The sequence below is a fragment of the Myxosarcina sp. GI1(2024) genome, assembly GCF_053543375.1.
Genome location: NZ_JBKGTY010000015.1, coordinates 55,817 through 74,254, shown reverse-complemented (window position 1 = coordinate 74,254; position 18,438 = coordinate 55,817). Strand labels below are relative to the sequence as shown.

The 18,438-nt window shown below is 41.4% G+C and carries 15 protein-coding genes and 2 pseudogenes; 4 read left to right on the top strand and 13 right to left on the bottom strand.

Features of this window, described 5'->3' with window-relative positions; genetic code table 11:
• Window positions 1–216 precede the first annotated feature (216 nt).
• Together ACLFKQ_RS28800 and ACLFKQ_RS28795 are read left to right on the top strand one after the other, a co-directional pair.
• Window positions 217–774 (top strand): hypothetical protein, encoded by a 558-nt coding sequence (locus ACLFKQ_RS28800; protein WP_449003059.1) that lies wholly within the window; start codon window positions 217–219, stop codon window positions 772–774.
• A 318-nt stretch (window positions 775–1,092) separates the two neighbouring features.
• Window positions 1,093–2,363: pseudogene (locus ACLFKQ_RS28795) on the top strand (IS701 family transposase).
• Between the two features lie 156 nt (window positions 2,364–2,519).
• Here the strand turns inward: ACLFKQ_RS28795 and ACLFKQ_RS28790 are convergent.
• Both ACLFKQ_RS28790 and ACLFKQ_RS28785 read right to left on the bottom strand, forming a co-directional pair.
• Window positions 2,520–3,572, bottom strand: coding sequence for a glycosyltransferase family 4 protein (locus ACLFKQ_RS28790; RefSeq protein WP_449003058.1), 1,053 nt, complete (start codon window positions 3,570–3,572; stop codon window positions 2,520–2,522).
• A 290-nt stretch (window positions 3,573–3,862) separates the two neighbouring features.
• Window positions 3,863–4,417 (bottom strand): helix-turn-helix domain-containing protein, encoded by a 555-nt coding sequence (locus tag ACLFKQ_RS28785; protein ID WP_449003057.1) that lies wholly within the window; start codon window positions 4,415–4,417, stop codon window positions 3,863–3,865.
• A gap of 328 nt (window positions 4,418–4,745) precedes the next feature.
• Between ACLFKQ_RS28785 and ACLFKQ_RS28780 the strand changes: the two genes are divergently transcribed.
• Both ACLFKQ_RS28780 and ACLFKQ_RS28775 read left to right on the top strand, forming a co-directional pair.
• Window positions 4,746–4,958: a DUF3611 family protein gene (locus ACLFKQ_RS28780; protein ID WP_449003056.1), complete on the top strand. Its 213-nt coding sequence runs from the start codon at window positions 4,746–4,748 to the stop codon at window positions 4,956–4,958.
• A gap of 34 nt (window positions 4,959–4,992) precedes the next feature.
• Window positions 4,993–5,280: pseudogene (locus ACLFKQ_RS28775) on the top strand (DUF3611 family protein).
• Here the strand turns inward: ACLFKQ_RS28775 and ACLFKQ_RS28770 are convergent.
• The 11 genes from ACLFKQ_RS28770 to ACLFKQ_RS28720 form a co-directional block, all read right to left on the bottom strand.
• The gene (locus ACLFKQ_RS28770) at window positions 5,267–5,491 is read right to left on the bottom strand and encodes a transposase (RefSeq protein WP_449003081.1); all 225 of its coding nucleotides are present in this window, start codon (window positions 5,489–5,491) and stop codon (window positions 5,267–5,269) included. The pseudogene ACLFKQ_RS28775 and the gene ACLFKQ_RS28770 overlap by 14 nt on opposite strands.
• Before the next feature lie 370 nt (window positions 5,492–5,861).
• Entirely contained in the window at window positions 5,862–6,152 is a 291-nt protein-coding gene (locus tag ACLFKQ_RS28765) for a YggT family protein (RefSeq protein WP_449003055.1), read from the bottom strand.
• Between the two features lie 166 nt (window positions 6,153–6,318).
• The gene (locus tag ACLFKQ_RS28760) at window positions 6,319–8,901 is read right to left on the bottom strand and encodes a glycogen/starch/alpha-glucan phosphorylase (protein ID WP_449003054.1); all 2,583 of its coding nucleotides are present in this window, start codon (window positions 8,899–8,901) and stop codon (window positions 6,319–6,321) included.
• A 129-nt stretch (window positions 8,902–9,030) separates the two neighbouring features.
• Window positions 9,031–10,329, bottom strand: coding sequence for a phosphopyruvate hydratase (eno, locus tag ACLFKQ_RS28755; protein WP_449003053.1), 1,299 nt, complete (start codon window positions 10,327–10,329; stop codon window positions 9,031–9,033).
• Window positions 10,330–10,483: 154 nt separating this feature from the next.
• Window positions 10,484–11,521, bottom strand: a complete 1,038-nt coding sequence (gene gap, locus ACLFKQ_RS28750; protein WP_449003052.1) for a type I glyceraldehyde-3-phosphate dehydrogenase — start codon at window positions 11,519–11,521, stop codon at window positions 10,484–10,486.
• Window positions 11,522–12,185: 664 nt separating this feature from the next.
• Entirely contained in the window at window positions 12,186–13,754 is a 1,569-nt protein-coding gene (locus tag ACLFKQ_RS28745; RefSeq protein WP_449003051.1) for a B12-binding domain-containing radical SAM protein, read from the bottom strand.
• A gap of 102 nt (window positions 13,755–13,856) precedes the next feature.
• Entirely contained in the window at window positions 13,857–15,356 is a 1,500-nt protein-coding gene (locus ACLFKQ_RS28740; protein WP_449003050.1) for a WD40 repeat domain-containing protein, read from the bottom strand.
• A gap of 293 nt (window positions 15,357–15,649) precedes the next feature.
• Complete coding sequence (locus ACLFKQ_RS28735; RefSeq protein ID WP_449003049.1) at window positions 15,650–16,297, bottom strand: cobalt-precorrin-8X methylmutase; 648 nt, start codon at window positions 16,295–16,297, stop codon at window positions 15,650–15,652.
• 10 nt (window positions 16,298–16,307) lie between these two features.
• Complete coding sequence (locus ACLFKQ_RS28730) at window positions 16,308–17,093, bottom strand: DUF1868 domain-containing protein (RefSeq protein ID WP_449003048.1); 786 nt, start codon at window positions 17,091–17,093, stop codon at window positions 16,308–16,310.
• Window positions 17,094–17,290: 197 nt separating this feature from the next.
• The gene (petL, locus tag ACLFKQ_RS28725; protein ID WP_449003047.1) at window positions 17,291–17,386 is read right to left on the bottom strand and encodes a cytochrome b6-f complex subunit PetL; all 96 of its coding nucleotides are present in this window, start codon (window positions 17,384–17,386) and stop codon (window positions 17,291–17,293) included.
• 231 nt (window positions 17,387–17,617) lie between these two features.
• Complete coding sequence (locus tag ACLFKQ_RS28720; protein ID WP_449003046.1) at window positions 17,618–18,271, bottom strand: TVP38/TMEM64 family protein; 654 nt, start codon at window positions 18,269–18,271, stop codon at window positions 17,618–17,620.
• Between the last annotated feature and the right edge of the window lie 167 nt (window positions 18,272–18,438).

Sequence of the window (18,438 nt, the reverse complement as noted above, 5' to 3'; positions counted from 1 at the left end):
TAGCTGTCGGTCTTCTGTGGCATCAGTCAATTTAGGAACAGTCTTCAGGTTCATCACAACAGAATTAATGGGGGATCGCTACCCAACTAACTTGCAGATATTCACGCACCAAACTTTAACACGATCGCGTTGGTGTTAAAACAACTCTTTGAAGAAAAACAAGATTATCGTCATGATACTATCAGGCTTATCCGATAGAAACCGATAATATCCGATATGAATTCCCGACAGACGGATAAAGTTACGAGAGTCGATGTTCGCCTTCCCAACGAGTTATACAAGCGGATTAGTGCGATCGCTGTCAATCATTTTGATGCCAAGATTCACCATCGTAGCAATAAGCCCGAAGTTACTCCCACCATCATCAGACTCATCGAACTTGGTATCGGACAGCTAGAATCGTCATCAGATGCTGAGAATACAAATTCAGAAGAGTTAAAAGAGCGGATTAGAGATTTAGATAGCCGACTGAGAGAGGTAGAAGCCAAGTTATCGGGAGTGAAGACTGTTGCTGTTGAAGCTGAACCAGAGCCAGAGCTACAGTCAGAACCAGAGCTAGAACCAACATTAGATGAAAAAGGGTTGAGTGATGACGAGTTGAGCAGTCTGATAAACCTTAGTAGCATCTTCATCTATCGCTATCGTCGTGATGGTCATGCTATACCGAATGTAGTTGAGAGATTAAAAGATTGGCAGGTGAAAGGCGATCGCTGGGTAAGAAAGGGTTCTGTTGCAAAAAATCCGAACAGAGAGAATATACCTGTGATTAACTAATTTTTTAGACAGCGATCCCAAACAGAGAATAGACAAAATTTCTTTGTCCCAAGATGTCACCTTTAGCGATATTTTTTATTTGCCCTTTGCGAATCACATTCATGATTTCATACCCTTTTAATGTCCGCCATGCTGATATGAAAGATTTAGTCTTACCTGACCCCCACCATATCTAGTGTCTACCACGGGAATTATGCAAGTGTTTTATTGCTCATAACTCCACTAACGGTACTTAAACAATTTAAACAGACAAAATAAGATAGAATACCTTTGCTGATTAACTTTAACATTATTCTAAAGCCCGATCGCACTTACTTTATGAAAGAAACTACTCCCGCAGCCATGCCTCCCTGTTTCGATAGATGAGATGGTGTCAAAAGTTTGATGATTTACTGAGAACTAAAGCGCAAAAAAGGGAATTCAGACATTATTTAGGAGGATTATTAGGGGAAAGTGAGCGAAAAAATGTATCTCAAATGGCTAAAGACGCAGTAGAGGTCACATACCACAAATTACACCATTTCTTAACTGAAGCAACTTGGTCAGCGAACAAGATAAATGAACGTCGCTTAGAAGTGATGAACAAGTGTAATCAAACGAGAATCAGTAAGGGATTTAGTCTAATTGTTGATGACTCTGGGCATAGAAAAAGTGGTAACTTTACCGCAGCAGTAGGTCGTCAATATATTGGGGAAATTGGGAAAACAGATAATGGCAATGTTGTAGTAACAACTCATCTATATGATGGCCAAAAAAGCTTACCTTTAGACATAGAACTATATCAACATGGTAATTCGTTGCCCGAAGGAAAGAAAGACAGAGAATTCAAGAAAAAACCCACCTTAGCCTTAGAATTAATCGATAAAAGTTTGAAGAGGGGATATCGACCAGGACTAGTATTAATAGATTCGTCCTATGGTAACAACACAACTGTTTTACTCGAACTGGAAAAAAAGAAATTAAAGTATATAGGAGGAATCGCTAAAAATCGTAATATTTTGGTTAAAACTCCATCAAATCAATTAGAAAAAATCAGAGTAGATGAATATGCTCAATGGTTATCTGATGAGGAATTTAAGGAGATTCAAATCCAGGGTGAAAAACCTAGAACCGTCTGGGTAGCAATAATAGAAGCAGAAATATCAAGGCTAGAAGGAATCAGAAAAATAGCTATCGTCATGAGTGCACCAATCTTTGAAGATGCTGAAGATATTGACTACTTACTCACAAATGTTGAGGGAGAAATAGTAACCGAGCAATGGATAGTTCAAACTTATGCTCAGAGAAACTGGATAGAAGTTTTCTATCGAGAAGCCAAGGGATGGTTAGGATTAAAAGAGTATCAAGTTAGAGATAAGAAGAGTTTGGAAAGACATTTTATTCTAGTTTTTTGTGCCTATACTTTTATCCTTTGGCATAAGCTTACTGGAGGTTTAAGAAGACGTTGGGCGAACAAACCTTTGGAGACATTTCCTGAAGCATTAGAAGCTTTTCGTACAGGTATATCTTATCGTTTTGTCCAATGGTTGAACCAAAATCGCGACGTATTCGTAGCTTATAAAGCTAGTTTGGGCTTTGTTTGGGCTTGATTTTTGTTTAAGTACCGCTAATAGGTCTTGTATAGGTGCGATTCGTTGATGCCAGGAACTTCTAGAAAACAGAAAGATATGGGCATCCAGAGGATGGTGGGGAGAAAACCATAAGTACTCTGAACTGATATTGTGATGAAGGTGAAAACTCTTTCCTCAGCAAGACTCCAGAGATTGTGCCAGCACTTCAACGAAGTTATCAAGATTGTAGCGTTCTAGAAAAATCTGATAAGCTTTTTGAGCGCGCTCTTCAGCCTCTACGGGGTTATTTAATAAGTGTAAGATTGCTTTCTGCAATCCCATATAATCTTCAGGTTCTACAGTAATTATCGCATCTTGATCTAATAGATAGTCTACAAGTCCTTCAGTGCGCGTGGCTACAATCGGTCGCCTACAAGCCATTGCCTCAAGTAAAGTCGTTACCCCAGCGGCATAGAGATTGTCTCTCAAACTAACCACAACCACATCAGCATCGCGGTAAAGTTGAAGAAGTTCTGACCATTCATAAAATCGACATGACATATTAGCTGGCATTATCTTCGGAAATGTTTTCGCTGTTTCAGATGCGAATCTAGAAAACCCGCTAATCTTGACATCAACATCCAAGTTGTGAGTTGCTGTGGCAAGAATACTGTAGTCCCGCTTTTCCAAACCTATACTTACAATTACAGGTCGTTTTTTGGTAGGTGAGGGGAAGCCTGGCGTAAAAAAATTACCGTCTATTGAATACCATAAAAAAAGGACTCGAGAATCTGGGACATTTAAATAAGAGCGAAGAAAATTAAGCTGAGGGCGGGAATGAACAATAAACAGGTCAATTCGCTCTACTAGACGGAACAGTTTCAAAGCAACGCGTCCGCGAGGTCGGACAATGTTGTGAAACAACACAGCGATTTTGGGTCTATCCTGTTTGGCACCGCATAGAGTAGCTAGGGGAATGCCTAGATCTTCCGCGTTACAAAAAATAAGATCGTCTGGACCGAGTTGAGAAGCCAAAACACGAGCCCATGCCCAAATTTCAGGGGCACCTGCGATTTTAGAGCGAAGTTTATCTTGAAGTGATATGGAAAAACACTTTGGTACTTCAAAGTTAGCTCCTAGTCTCTGACAGAGCAACCCTAAATCGAATCGAGGTTTTTGACCGGCTTGGGATTCTTTTTCGATGGATTTTAAATCTATTTCTTCGTTGCGTAGTATATAATAATTCAATGTAATTTCATGGCATTGCTGAATAAAAAAAGTTTAAGGCATTATGATAGCAACTGTACAGAGAGACAATAAATAAATAAGGTTTATAGCTTATGACATCCATTCATCCATTCACACCAGACGTAAGATAGAATCTAAAAGCAGGTACTCGTCAAGCGATTGACAAGCCAGTCTTTAAAAGCAGGTAAATTTTTCCATTTTGTTGCACAGCGAATTTCCTTCTTTTCTACTTCTTTGAGAAATAGATTTTTGCTGATCAATTTGACTCTAGCCATAGCTGAGAGGACGCATCACGGACAACATCCCGACTCATCTAAATAGAGTAAGGTAATTAAATCTTCTTCTGCCCATAGTTTTAGGGTTTGCCAATCCCTGTTTTTGGCTGCTTTAAACTCTGAATTTTTTGGTGCTGGAGGTTTTCTCCTTAGTCTTTTCCAACGCCACTTTTTTTTGAGTATGCGACGAACTTGTTCTGCCCTCAGAAACACTTGTCTTTCTCTGGCCAATCTTTGACTTAATTGTCGAGAACTTATGTTACGGGGCTCTTTTAGCCATTGTTCCAACGCTATCCAATCTTCGGTAGTCCATGAAGGCTTTTTTCCTCTACCTTGAGCTTCCCATAAACCAGCTAATCTATTCTGATTCCATCGATGAATCGTTTGTGTAACTGTCGATTCTGCCCATGCTAAATAGTTAGCGATCGCTTTGACTTTCCATCCTGTTGCATTTAGACGAAGTGCCGTTGCTCTTTGCTTTGTTCGTCGAGGCACTGTTGATGACACTTCTAGCTCTTTTAATGTTTTATTTTCTTCCTTAGTTAAAGTTATTCTTAATGCTGCTGGCATTCTTAAATTATCAAGCTGGATTTTCCAGTTTCTATTTTACGTTTTTTTAGGTGGAGCTACTTAGCAATGAGCTTTACCATCGCGCTCGGCGCGATTGCTCGGGCGGGAGCCAATTCCAAGTTGATGTATATAAAGTCTGTAGAAACTCCCCTCAAAAAATGTTACTAATTCGTGCCTGTATGAGGAGATGCTGAGTGCCTATTGTCATGGGAGCTCTATTTATTAACTGTTTTTAGAGGTATCATAAACTTTTATTAGTAACCTAGTAAAAAAAATAGAGCAATCTACGCTACCAAATCCCCGTAAAATCGCCGTTACTTTTCGCCGTTTGGGCTGGCTAGGCTTTTGGTGTCAAGTTATCTTGGGCTTGATTCCTGTTATCCTGATAACCTTCCAATGGGTTTTCTCCTCCAAGCCTCAGAATCTAGGTTCTCCGGATTCTGCAAACATTTTGAGCTTGGTTGACATCTTTACTCTAGTCTTTACAATTTACTGGTGTTTCCGCTACACTCGATTGGCTAACTTTACTAGAGGATTCTAACCAACGCCCTGCTAAAGCCAGGGTCATTCGTGCAGTGTGGATTGGCATTATTGCCAACGTAGTAGTAATGCTTCTCGCCGTTTCGATCGGTATGTTCACCGTGGGAAGTTTGCTATACGCCATCCTTTCAGTTCCTCAAGGTGCAGCCACGATTTTACAGCCCGCTCCGGGAGGAACGGTAATTAACTAAGGTCCTATAATCGTGCCTCTGGACATGCTGGGACTGTTAGCGACGATCAATGTGATTATGGCTGGGCTAGTGGGTATCGTAATTAGCTTATGGCTGTTGTACCGCTTGAGTCCACAAACTAAAGTAGCTTGAGTTCCTGTCGTCGCACTTGGTCGGCACATTGACGATAAGCTCGTGCCACATGAAAGCGCTCGATAATCATGTGAGCTCGTGGTATTTGCTCTCGTGTTGCATTCACAAATCCCAGGTACATATCCGTACACAGCCGCTCAATTGTTTGACGCAGACAGACGGGAATTGAAGCCAAGAAGTTAACCACAGTCTCTTTCTTGCACTCGACCAGGACAGCTACACGACTTGGAAGGTTAGAGCGACCGCTTAACGTAAAATCAAGAATTTGTCACGACTATTCAAGTAAGAAGAAAAGTGGGAAACTGAGAAAAGAGATATCGCTTAATAAAAATGTTTCCTCTAGTTGGTATCCCAAAAACAGTAGCAAAGTTCCTCAAACAATAATGTGTCACTGTAAAATTGTTTGTACGGTGACAATTGTTTATCGTCGGTAATAAGTTTTCGTTACCACAATTAAATAAATTGAGTCGATGTAAAGGGTGTCAACTCAATTTTTTCATGTCAAATTTCCTCCCACTCGATGTGGTTTGTTAGGTAAAGGTAAGACTGCATCAGCTTGGCAATTTCTACTTTCTTACTTACTAATTGAGTGCCATAGTAATTAATCCTTGTTGACCGAGCAGTATTTCTCGCAATAGAGTACAGATACCAACCCAGATAATTGGAGTTATGTCTACACCGCCAATGGGAGAAACTATTTTTCTTAGAGGTGCGAGTAATGGTTCGGTGGGAAAAGCCACTAAAATCCAAGGAAAGCGATTTAATTGGATCTGAGGATACCAAGTCAACACAATCCGCAGGATAAATAATATCGTCATTAGTCCCAGAAACAGATTCAAGGCTAGAGTTCCGATGCTAGATAAGTAGTTCATTGGCTGACTTTAACACATAGGGATGCTGCTAAGCTTATTTTAGCTGAGAGCGTAATTAGCGCAATTAGATAAAATAGGGGCAATTAGAATTAGTTAATTGCCCCCTGACGAATCTTATTTACTACTAAGTGATGCGACACAGGCGATCTCGCCTGCGGTAATTTAGCTAGGCATTTAATGCTGCTTCTTTTTGATCGTAAGCTTCCAAGGAAATTTTTACGGGTTTTATATTCCAAATTTGGTCGCAATATTCCTCGATACTGCGATCGCTTGAAAATTTACCCATACGTGCCGAATTGAGAATTGACATCCGCGTCCACTTATCTACATCTTGATAAGTTTGAGAAACTAAATCTTGACAATCAAGATATGACTGAAAGTCTGCCATCAACATGTAAGTATCGTCATAGAGCAAATAGTTGACAATTGGTTTGAACAGTTCGGTGTCTCCATGACTGAAATCTCCTTTAGCAATGCGATCGACCACCGCTCTTAGTTCGCGATTATTTTGGTAATACTTAATCGGATTGTAGTCTTTAGTCTTATTGCGAGTAACTTCTTCAGAAGTTAAGCCAAAGATGAACAAGTTTTCCGCACCTGCTTCTTCCCGAATTTCAATATTTGCCCCGTCTAGAGTGCCAATAGTTATTGCTCCATTCATGGCAAACTTCATATTGCCAGTACCGGAAGCTTCCTTACCCGCAGTAGAGATTTGTTCGGACAAATCCGCCGCAGGATAAATTCTTTGACCCAAGGAAACATTAAAGTTGGGCAAAAAGACAACTTTAAGACGATTTCTCACATCGGGGTCTTTGTTGACTACTTCACCCACAGAGTTAATCAATTTGATGATTAACTTAGCCATAAAATAACCGGGCGCGGCTTTACCACCAAAGATAAAGGTACGAGGAACTAAATCGATATCGGGATTTTCTTTAATACGGTTATAAAGAGCAATAATGTATAGTGCCATCAAATGCTGGCGTTTATACTCGTGAATCCGCTTCACTAGGATATCAAAGATTGAATCGACATTTACATTGATATTGCGTGTTTTCTTAATGTATGCGGCAAGTTCGAGTTTATTTTGCCGTTTGATTTCTCGCCAACGCTGACAAAATTCGGGATCGTCAACGAATTTTTCGAGTGCCCGCATTTCACCTAAATGCTTTAACCAGCGAGTACCACCGGTATTTTCAGTAATTAGTTTGGCGAGTTCTGGATTACTCAATAAAAGCCAGCGGCGAGGAGTAACACCATTAGTTTTGTTGAAGAATTTTTCCGGCCAGAGTTGGGCAAAGGCTTTGAGAGTATCCTGTTTCAACAGTTTGGTATGTAGGGCAGCAACTCCGTTGATTGCATGGCTACCAACACAAGCCAAGTGTGCCATTCTTACCTGTTTCTCTGTCCCTTCTTCAATAATTGAGAGTTCGGCAACTAATTCGTCATCATCGGGAAACCAAGTGCGAACGTCTTCGAGGAAACGATGATTGATTTCATAGATAATTTCCAAATGTCTGGGCAGCAATTTACCAAATAGACTTACAGACCATCTTTCTAAAGCTTCTGGTAGTAGCGTGTGGTTGGTATATGCCAGAGTTTTTTGAGTAAGATCCCAGGCTTTATCCCAATCCATACCGTGAATATCCACAAACAGTCGCATCAACTCGGCTACGGCTACTGCGGGGTGAGTATCGTTAAGCTGAATGGCCGCTCTTTCATTAAAATTATCCAAGGTTGGATTGGTATGAAGATGAATGCGAATTAGGTCTTGTAGAGATGCCGAGACGAAGAAATACTGCTGTGCCAATCGTAGCTCTTTGCCTTGAGGAGTGTTGTCGTTGGGATAGAGTACCTTAGAGATTGTCTCCGAACTCATTTTTTCGGCAACAGCGCGGTCGTAATTACCAGCATTAAAAGCTTCAAAGTTAAAAGCTTCACTGGCTTCGGCGTTCCATAACCGCAAGGTGTTAACGGTATTAGTTTGGTATCCGGGAACGGGAGTATCATAGGGGACGGCTTTAACTTGGCGATCGCAAATCCAGCTGACGCGATAATTGCCTTCGGCATCGCGATATCCTTCGGTATGTCCGCCTAACTTAACCAATACGGAATCTTCGGGACGAATTATTTCCCAGGGGTTGCGATACATCAGCCAGTTGTCAGGAACTTCGGCTTGCCAGCCATCTTTTAAAGCCTGATGAAAAATGCCAAACTCATAGCGAATACCGTAACCGATAGCCGGCATTTCTAGATTAGCTAGAGAATCGAGAAAGCAAGCAGCAAGTCTTCCCAAGCCACCATTACCCAAACCGGGATCTGGTTCCTGTTCGATTAAATCTTGAATATCCAAACCAGATTCGGCAACTACTCGGCGCATTTTGTCGAAGATGCCCAAGCTGGCCATATTATTTGCTAGGTGCCGACCCATTAAAAATTCGGCAGAGAGGTAGCTGACTACTTTAACGTTTTCTTCGTAATAAGTACGACCTGTTTTGAGAAAGCGATGCAGTAGGCGATCGCGAACTGTATATGCCAGTGCTTGATAGTAATCTCTGAGGGTAGCGTTAGATTGGTCTTTTCCTTGAAGATAAAACAAGTTATCGGCGAAAGCTCGTCTGAGGGTCTCTAGACCCATTCCAGTGCGATCGTCTTCTATTTTGACATTAGCTTCAATATTAGAATCTGTAACTTGAAGGTTTCTCTCGTCCGATTGAGTATCTTTTTGTTGTAAAACTTTAATGTCCATATTTACTCTCTTTAGCGGTGTGTCAACTGCAAATCAAACAGATTTAAGCTGGAGCGACAAGTTTATTTTAACCATGTCTCTCAAAGAGGCTGTGGTCTTAGATACCCTTATCACCCCTAAACTGTTGAATTAGTTATTCCATTGAGGACAAAGACCAATTTTGCCGGCAAAAAGCGCGCGTTTGCCCAACTCCTCTTCAATTCTAAGTAGGCGATTATATTTAGCTACTCTCTCGCTACGACACAAAGAACCCGTTTTAATTTGTCCTGCCCGAGTGGCTACTGCTAGATCGGCAATGGTAGTGTCTTCGGTTTCTCCCGAACGGTGACTGACGATCGAACGATAACCGCTACGGGTAGCTAAATCGATCGTTTCTAATGTTTCAGTCAAAGTACCAATCTGATTGAGCTTAATTAAAATAGCATTTCCCACTCCCATTTCGATACCTTTTTCCAGGCGAGTAGGATTCGTAACAAACAGATCGTCTCCCACTAACTGAATGCGAGCGCCAATTTTTTCGGTTAGGGTTTTCCAGCTACTCCAGTCTTCTTCGTGAAGTCCATCTTCGATTGAGATAATTGGATACTGAACGATTAGCTGCTCGAGATAATTGATGAACTCTTCAGGGTCATGAGCGGCACCATCGTAGTGATACTGTCCATCTTGATAGAATTCGCTAGCTGCCACATCCATTGCCAGCGCCACTTGCTGTCCTGGAGTATATCCCGCTCGTTCGATCGCTACCATCAGCAGCTCGAGAGCTTCCTGATTGGAACCGAGGTTGGGGGCGTAACCTCCTTCATCTCCCACTCCAGACAGCAGATTTTTTTCTTTTAAGACTTTACTTAGAGAGGCAAAGATTTCTGCGCCCCAACGTAAGGCTTCTGTAAAAGAGTCGGCGCCTACAGGCATAATCATAAATTCTTGAAAATCGACGTTATTGTCAGCATGAGAACCACCATTAATTACATTCATCATCGGTACGGGTAATACGTTGGCTAGTGGTCCTCCCAAATACCGATATAAAGGTAGTTCTAGTTCTTCTGCTGCCGCTTTTGCCGTTGCCAGAGAAACAGCTAAAATTGCGTTGGCACCTAAGTTCTTTTTGTTAGGCGAGCCATCGCGATCGATCATCAGGTAATCGATGGTTGCTTGATCGAAAGCATCCATCTCTAGTAGTTCTGGGGTGATTTTTTCTTTAATGTTGCGAACTGCTCTCAATACCCCTTTACCGTTGTAACGATGCCGGTCATCATCTCTTAATTCGTGAGCTTCAAAGCTACCTGTAGAAGCACCACTGGGCACTTGAGCCAGACCTACCGCACCACTTTCAAGGCGTACTTCGGCTTCCACTGTAGGACGACCGCGAGAATCCAAAATTTCTCTAGCGGCGATCGCTTCGATAGCTGCTTCTGTTTGATTTAACATCGATTTTCCTCTTGAACTCCTGTAATTTCTCGCGCGATCGCAATGATATAATTTTTCGCGCACTTGTATTGTTTGTCGTTAACCAGTTAGAGAATTTTTTCGCTCTCTCGATACCTGACAAGGCTTGGCTTCAAAGATTTCGGCGCTCGCGTCTCTAAACTGGGGCTGGCATTTGAGATTCTTTGGCTGCCATCGCTAGAATTAAATTGATCGCTCGATTAGAATAGCCCCATTCGTTGTCATACCAAGCAACAACTTTAAAGAAATTAGCATTTAATTCCATACCCGCACCAGCATCAAAAATACTAGAGTGGGGATCGCTAGTGAAATCGGTCGAGACTACCGGGTCTTCTGTATAGCCCAATACTCCCTTCATTTCTCCTTCAGCTGCTTGCTTCATTGCCGCACATATTTCTTCATAGCTAGTAGCTTTTTCGGTACGAAAAGTTAAATCGACAACGGAGACATCGGGAGTAGGTACGCGCATCGCCATTCCCGTTAATTTACCCTTAAGTTCTGGCAAGACCAAGGTAACGGCTTTAGCTGCTCCAGTAGAGGCGGGGATAATATTTTGTGTCGCACTGCGTCCGGCTCGCAAATCTTTTTTACTCGGTCCGTCAACAGTCGGTTGAGTAGCGGTCATTGCATGCACGGTAGTCATCAAGCCTTCTACCAAACCAAAGTTATCATTAATTACTTTAGCAATAGGTGCCAGACAGTTAGTCGTACAGCTAGCATTAGAAACTATTCGGTCTTGCCCTGGGTCGAATTGGTCTTGATTGACTCCTACCAAGAGAGTTTTGATTTTGTCTGGGTCTTTGGTAGGTGCAGAAATCACGACTCTTTTGGCTCCTGCGGTGAGGTGTTTGGCTGCGCCTTCGTAGTTGGTAAAGATTCCTGTCGATTCAACAACGTAATCTACACCATATTTTTCCCAGGGTAATTCTTCAGGGTTTTTTACTGAAACACACGGAATTTCTTTGCCATTGACTGTAATGCTATCTTCCGAAGCTTCTATGCCGCCTGGAAAACGACCGTGAGTTGAATCGTATTTTAATAGATAGGCGATCGCTTTTGGCGGCACGAGGTCGTTAATGCAGACAAATTCAATCTGAGGATTATTTAGTCCGATGCGAAACACCAGTCTGCCAATACGACCAAAACCGTTGATAGCTACTTTGACAGTTGCCATAAACATTACTCCTTGTAAAAAATACTATTTAGCCCTTTACTTTTTTTACTCCTATTTAGCTCACTAGAGCTTTATCTTTATTAAATCTGTAAATTCTGCTTTTTCAAAAGCTACAAAATTCCCAAAAGGTTAAAAAAAAGTTAATTATTTAGTATTTATCTCGAATAATTGGCAGCATTAGAATCGTTTGTATTACAATGAATTTTTGAGGTAAATCATTATTAATTACTTAAGCTAAGAGTAAAAGAGGGAAAATTGCAGGAAAAAGTTCAAATATTTATTCAGACAAAAAATCTAAACAACTAGTGTTATTCAAGATAAATTATGGATCTAAAGATAACCAAATTTTTGTTGTAAAGTTTTCATGACAAAATAGGAAATTGGTAAAAGCTGAAACCTCGTTCTATGTGAATTCGATGACAACAAAATTTATTCGTGAGGGTAAGGCAGAAGGCAGTAGGCAGAGGACAGAAGGGTATATTTTTCGTAACCACAGTAAACGAAATTCAGCTTCATATTCTAGAACAATCTCAAAAATATTTTTCGTCGAACTGACGTTCGTTCTAGTCAACCATTGCCTATTACCTACGCGTAGCGCTATAACACCGCCGCTCGAAGTCGAGTCGATCTCGTGTGACCGATGAATTACTCTCAAACGATCTACTCACATAACTTGAGAAACTGGAGGTTTAACTGGTTGGTTAGCCAAATATTCGTCTAATTGCGCTTCAATTTGGTGGCGGACAATCGAACGATATTCGGTAAAATGCTCGAGATAGGCACAGAGAGTTATGTAGTACTTGACTTGGTCTGGTTTGTGTTTGATGACGCGTACCAAATTGCGCCAAAACTGCCAACGAGTTTGAGGCAATACACCCTGTCGCCAGAGAATAATTGATAGAGCACGAATATCGATCCACCAACTGCGAGATGATTGAGCTTTTTTGGCTTTACCCAGCTTCATAAAATAGCGATAAATGCGATCTAGATATACGTCAGGATCGTAGAGTTGCCAAAAAGCATCGACATATTCACGTGCGATTTCTTCGATCGCCCTAGTAGGAACGAAATTCATCAAGGTAGTCTGATTGATATTGGCACTTTTATCGCCATCGAGCAACCGTCCTTCTCGCTGTAATCTATCCCACAGGGCAGTTTGGGGTAATGCTTGCAGCATACTAAACATAGCCAGGGGAATTCCTGTCTGTTCCACAAACCGCACGATGTGATCGCCAGCCCCCGTTTTTTCCCCATCAAAACCGATGATAAAACCTGCCATCACCATTAATCCAGTTTTGGTGATTTTATCGATGGATTCACTGAGAGGATCGCGAGTATTTTGATATTTTTGGGTTAGAGTCAAGCTAGCTTCATCGGGAGTTTCTATACCCAAGAAAACTTTATTAAAACCGCAATCGATCATCAACTGCATCAGTTCATTATCCTGAGCTAAATCTACAGAAGCTTCAGTAGTAAAGGCAAAAGGATAGTTTCTTTCTGCCATCCAACCTTTTAACTCTCTTAACAGCAGTTTAACGTTACGTTTGTTGCCGATGAAGTTATCATCAACCATAAAGATGGGACCGCGCCACCCCAAATCGTAAAGGTATTCTAATTCTGTAATTAATTGCTGTGGCGTTTTGGTTCGAGGTTTGCGCCCATAAAGGACGATGATGTCACAAAATTCGCACTGAAAGGGGCAACCGCGAGAAAACTGAACCGCCATATTGTCATAAGCGTTAAAATCCAGCAGATCGTAACGCGGAATTGGAGTTTCGGTAACGGCTGGTTTTTCTGTGGCTCTAAAAACACCACTGGTGCTACCCTGTTCTAGAGCGGCGACGAATTGAGGTAGGGTAATTTCGCCTTCATCGAGAATCAAAAAATCTGCCCCTGCTGCTAGTGGTTCGTCAGGAGAAGTAGTCGGATAGGGACCGCCCGCAGCTACTAGCTTATCTCTGCTTTTGGCTTCCCTAATTAGAGCTAAAAAATCTTCTCGCTGGACGATCATCCCTGAGAGTAACACTAAATCTGCCCACTCCCATTCTGCCTCTGTAACCTGCCCTGAAACACTGCGATCGAATAGCTTAAATTCCCATTCTTGGGGCAAAATTGCCGCTACGGTAATTAAGCCTAAAGGAGGCAATAGCGACTTGCGATTTACTAAAGCAATGGTTTTCTCGAAAGACCAAAAGCTTTGGGGAAACTGGGGATAGAGTAATAAAACCCGCATCAGACCAAATAGCTCCTCACTTCAAAACTTCAAAGTTACTCAAGCTTATCGTATTATCGAGAATTTATAGCTAAAACCATTCTCGGTTTTGAGTAATTAACACTATTGACATAAATCTTTAGACCAATTTGTATGACCGCGATTAGCCTGACATCGATACTGTTCTCCCGCCCAAATTACTCGCCAGCGGTCGTCTTCTACTCTACCATAGGGAGCAAATTCAATTCGATAGCGAATCCCATACACCGAATCATCAGCTAAATTAGTTTGAGTAATAGTCACCACGGCTAAATTAGCTTCAGGATAATTTATCGTCACGGTTTCTGAAGCTGAATCCGTAGGTTCGCTCATACCCAACACTGCTAAGACTGCAGTTGCCAGATTTTTTCCCTTTACTCCAGTCTCAACTTTCTCACCTCGAAATCTTTTTAAATCTAAAGCCACATAATCATCTCTAACCAATGTTAATGGCGATCGCGACAAGCTATTTATTCCCTCAGCCTGCCATAAAAAGATAACGGGATTGGGATTTGTCAGAGATTTTCCCGCCCAGGCTAGAACTGGTTCTTGAGGACTAAAAGCGATCGCCCTCGAGCTGCTTTTTGCTGGTAGATTAATATTAGTTTCTAAAGGCAGTCCGGTAATCACACTGGCGATCGCGCCAGCAGGAAAATTGCTGGCAATTAAATTACTCTTAAAGTTGAGACTAAACTCGCTACTCTGGCTATTGAGAGATATGGGGACTGAGTTCAATTCAGTTTGCCAATTCCAAACTTTAATTTTGCCGTCATAACTACTGCTGACTAACCTGCGATTGTCAGCCGTGAAAGCTAGTTGGGCAATATGATTCTCATGCTCGAAAACTTTATCTAATGGTGTAGCCTGAGCTTTATCTAATTGCCATAGCCGGATTTGATAACTCTCGTCTGGTTTAGTACTGGCGGCAGCCATGATTCGACCATCCGGAGTTAAAGCGATCGCTTCAATCGGCTCGTGGGTAGCAAAACTAAATATTTTTTTTCCCGTACCTAATTGCCAAATCTGCACTCCCAAACCGCAAGCTCCATAAACTAAATCGCCTCTAGGAGCGAACAAAATTTGTCGGCAACCCTGGACTGCTTGGAAACTGCTAACTTCTTTTCCTGTCTCCACTTCCCAAACTACAATTGTTTTTTGTGGAGTCAAATCTCCCTGTGTCCAGGTAGCAGTAGCCAAAAACTTTCCGTCTGGGCTAAAAGCAATATCGGTAGCAGCAAGTCTCATCGATCTAGCTTCAGCCTGATGTCCTGGTAAGAGCCGCTGTAATTTTCCGGTTTTTACTTCCCAAATGGCGATCGCTCCTGGTTCGACACTAGCCAGCAAACGTCCGTCCGAACTAAAACGCAGTAAGGTAATTGGTCGTTTATGGGCTTCTAAAATGTTAACTAGCTCGGCATTTTTCCACTTGAATAATGAAGTATTTTCTCGCTCGATTTGCTGGAAATTTTTAGCAGTTTGAGAAATAAGTAGATTTAGCTCGAAGCGATCGCTAGTAGCTGAGTGCCAACCTAACACTATAGCTAAGCTACAGGTAGACCAAAGGCGAGTAATAGTAAATTGCATAGAAAAACTTTGCTATCTCAGTAGATTTTGATGTGCTTAGAGAGTTGCTCGCTAGATAATATCAGTACTAAACCAAATTAATTTTGACGGTAAACATTATCCCTAACTCCCTATTTCCCTAATTCCCCATACCTTGTCCAACCTATCAGAACTTTTTTGGTTCACTACTAGTTAGATAATTTTTAACCGTCGTTGCTGTGAGATGGAGTTCTGCTGCAATCACCTATTGCTATTTTTTTTGCCCCAAAACCTCGAACGGATGGCAAAGAGTAAAGCGCACGGCGATCGCTGGTTTAATGCTGACCGGATTCACTGGCTAAAACTACTAAAGCATTGAGAATAGCGGCTGCTACAGGAGAACCACCTTTTCTGCCCATAGTAAGAATATAAGGAACTTTGAGTGCGGCTAAAGCTCGTTTGGATTCTTCAACAGCGACAAAGCCTACGGGTACGCCAATAATTAATGGAGGTATGGTTTGGGAGTGAGATACTTGCTGACACAGTGCCAGTAGAGCCGTAGGCGCATTCCCAATCAGATAAATAGCCTGGGGATATTCTTGCCAACATTCAAGCAAACCAGTTTCGGTTCTGGTTTTTCCTGGAATGGCAGTTGACGAGCGCTCGATCGCCGTGATAATGGGATTATTAAAAGTTTTACTCACCAGAGAAATAATTCCTTGTTTTACCATGGTGACATCGGTAACGATTGGCACTTTTTGCTTAATGGCAGTAAGCCCCGAAACAATCGCCCCGGAACTAAACTTGAGTAACTGAAGATATTCAAAATCTGCCGTAGCATGAATTACCCGACGTGCGATCGCATATTCTCGGTCATTAAAGCTGTGTTGACCAATTTCGCGATCGATAATGGCAAAACTCTGTTCTAGAATAGGATGATTTAAGGAATTACTCGCTAATTTCCACCTTTGTTGCTGATTCACTGTCAATGGTTTATCGTTCGACCTTCATCGTCAAAATCGCCCAATCAGACTCGCGATAGTAATCGATCATAGTATCGAATTTACGCAGTTCGATCCGCTCGATGTTAAAAATTGAAGGCTCGGTTTCTAAAAGGCGATCGTTTATCTGAGAGAGAATTACACACAGTTGACTGCGATTTAAATTTGGGGGAATTTCGTCAAAATAGCCCAAGGTAACGTGAGCGGTAAAATCATATTGTTGTTCGATACCCAAACCAATCAGACCGGGATTTTGATACAAAGCACTACGTAGGTCGATAACTTGCTGATAGCTCTCGCGGTCTTTAGGCACCAGACAAGCCATAATAGCGCGAGGACGAATGGCAACTCCCCATAGCTGCCACTGAGAAGAGGTTAACTCGGAATTCGAATGTTGGTATTGTTGAAAACTTAATTCGACTTGTTTCCTTAACTGCGATTCAAAGTTGGGATTTTCTACGATAACTTGGAGGTAATTATTTTCCCAGATTAAGTCTGCTAGAGTCAGGTGAAAGCTACCTGGCGGTAAGGGAACGAAGAACTTTGATTCTAAAGATAACGATAATTGTCGCTGAATGGTTGCTATTTGGCGGTAAAAGCTTTGGTTGACAGTATCTTCTTTTCCGGGAGGAGTAATGACGCTGTAGCCTGGAAAAGAGGTAGCTTTTCCTTCGACAAATTTCGGCGACTGTTGAATGGTATCTAGCTGTAACGAACAAGTAGCGGGTAGCGTTAGCCTAGCTACTCGATTGATGTAATCTTGGTATGACTCGTCCAATCTTGCCTCTCTTTAGTTAACTTAACTAATATTAATAACAACTTTATATGGTTTGAACCACTGGCTCTGTGGTCAATTATGCTTTTTATACACTGATACTATTGTGCCTTCAAAGACAGTATTTGGGCGAATAAGTTACTTAAAAGCTGGGTTAAAAAACTGATTCAACCCAGCTTCGTATTGAATAAGCTCGGTAATTAAATAATGTTAAAGGTACGTAAACCAAAATATAGTCCGAGAGCAATACCCGTATATAAAATCATAATTGCCGTGAAATAAATTACACCAGTCATTTGCTTGGAGCTCCTTGTGTTGAATAGTTTATCGCTCTAAGCTGCTATTTTACCCGATCGCCATACTTTTAAGCATCGTTAGAAGGTTCGAGCAGGCGATGCACAGGCAACTCCGAAGTTTAGATAAAAGATCGTATTCGGCAGCAGAAAAACCCACTGGCAACTGAGTAAATTAAGTTTTTACTTAATGCAATATATTTTTAATAACTATACAATCTGCTTCTTACCTTTTCAAATTTTGTGTCTGCGCTGCAAAATACCTGTAATTATTCCCAGAACAAAGATACCTAGAATAGCGAACCCTAGCATTAGCTTGCCCGATTCCAATAAGCCCGCCCCTAACGCAACTATCGGCGGATTGGAAATAGCAACACTAATCAGCAATGCAGGAATAAAATTTTGCCAGGGCGTTCTTGTCAATCCTACTCCATAGCTGACAAAATCAAACAAGCCTGTCATTAAAAAAGCAGTCATTAGAAAAAAATTATTCTCTAAATTTCTTTGACTCAGGCGATCGAGGCGACTGAGAGCACGATCGCCTACTAGCTTAATAATCAAACTCCGACCATATCGCCGAGATAGATAAAAACTCAAACTACAAGAAATTATATCTGCCAAACAAATTGTAATTAATCCAGGCATAAACCCAAATAATCCCCCTGCTAAAACCGAGTAAGCCGTACCAGGAAGGGCAGGTATAATAACGCTGGTTAAACGCAATCCTCCAACAGCTAGAAAACCCCAAATACCCAACTGTTCTACGTTAGCCCGAATTTTAGCAACCCCGAAGCGATTGATAAACCAAATTCCCAGAATAACTGCTAGGGCAGTCGCACTAAATTTTATAATTTGAATTAATTTACTATCAAAATTTGAATTCTTCATTGCGATCGATTAAATTTATAATCTTAATTTTGCCTCTGCTCCATAACTTTGTTCTTTGTCAACGAATAGCGCGTCTTGCGGGTGAACACCAGTTTCTTTGTTTCTCAATTAATGAAAATTAATATCATTAAACCATGCCGAGAAAATTGATGAAAAACTTATCTAGC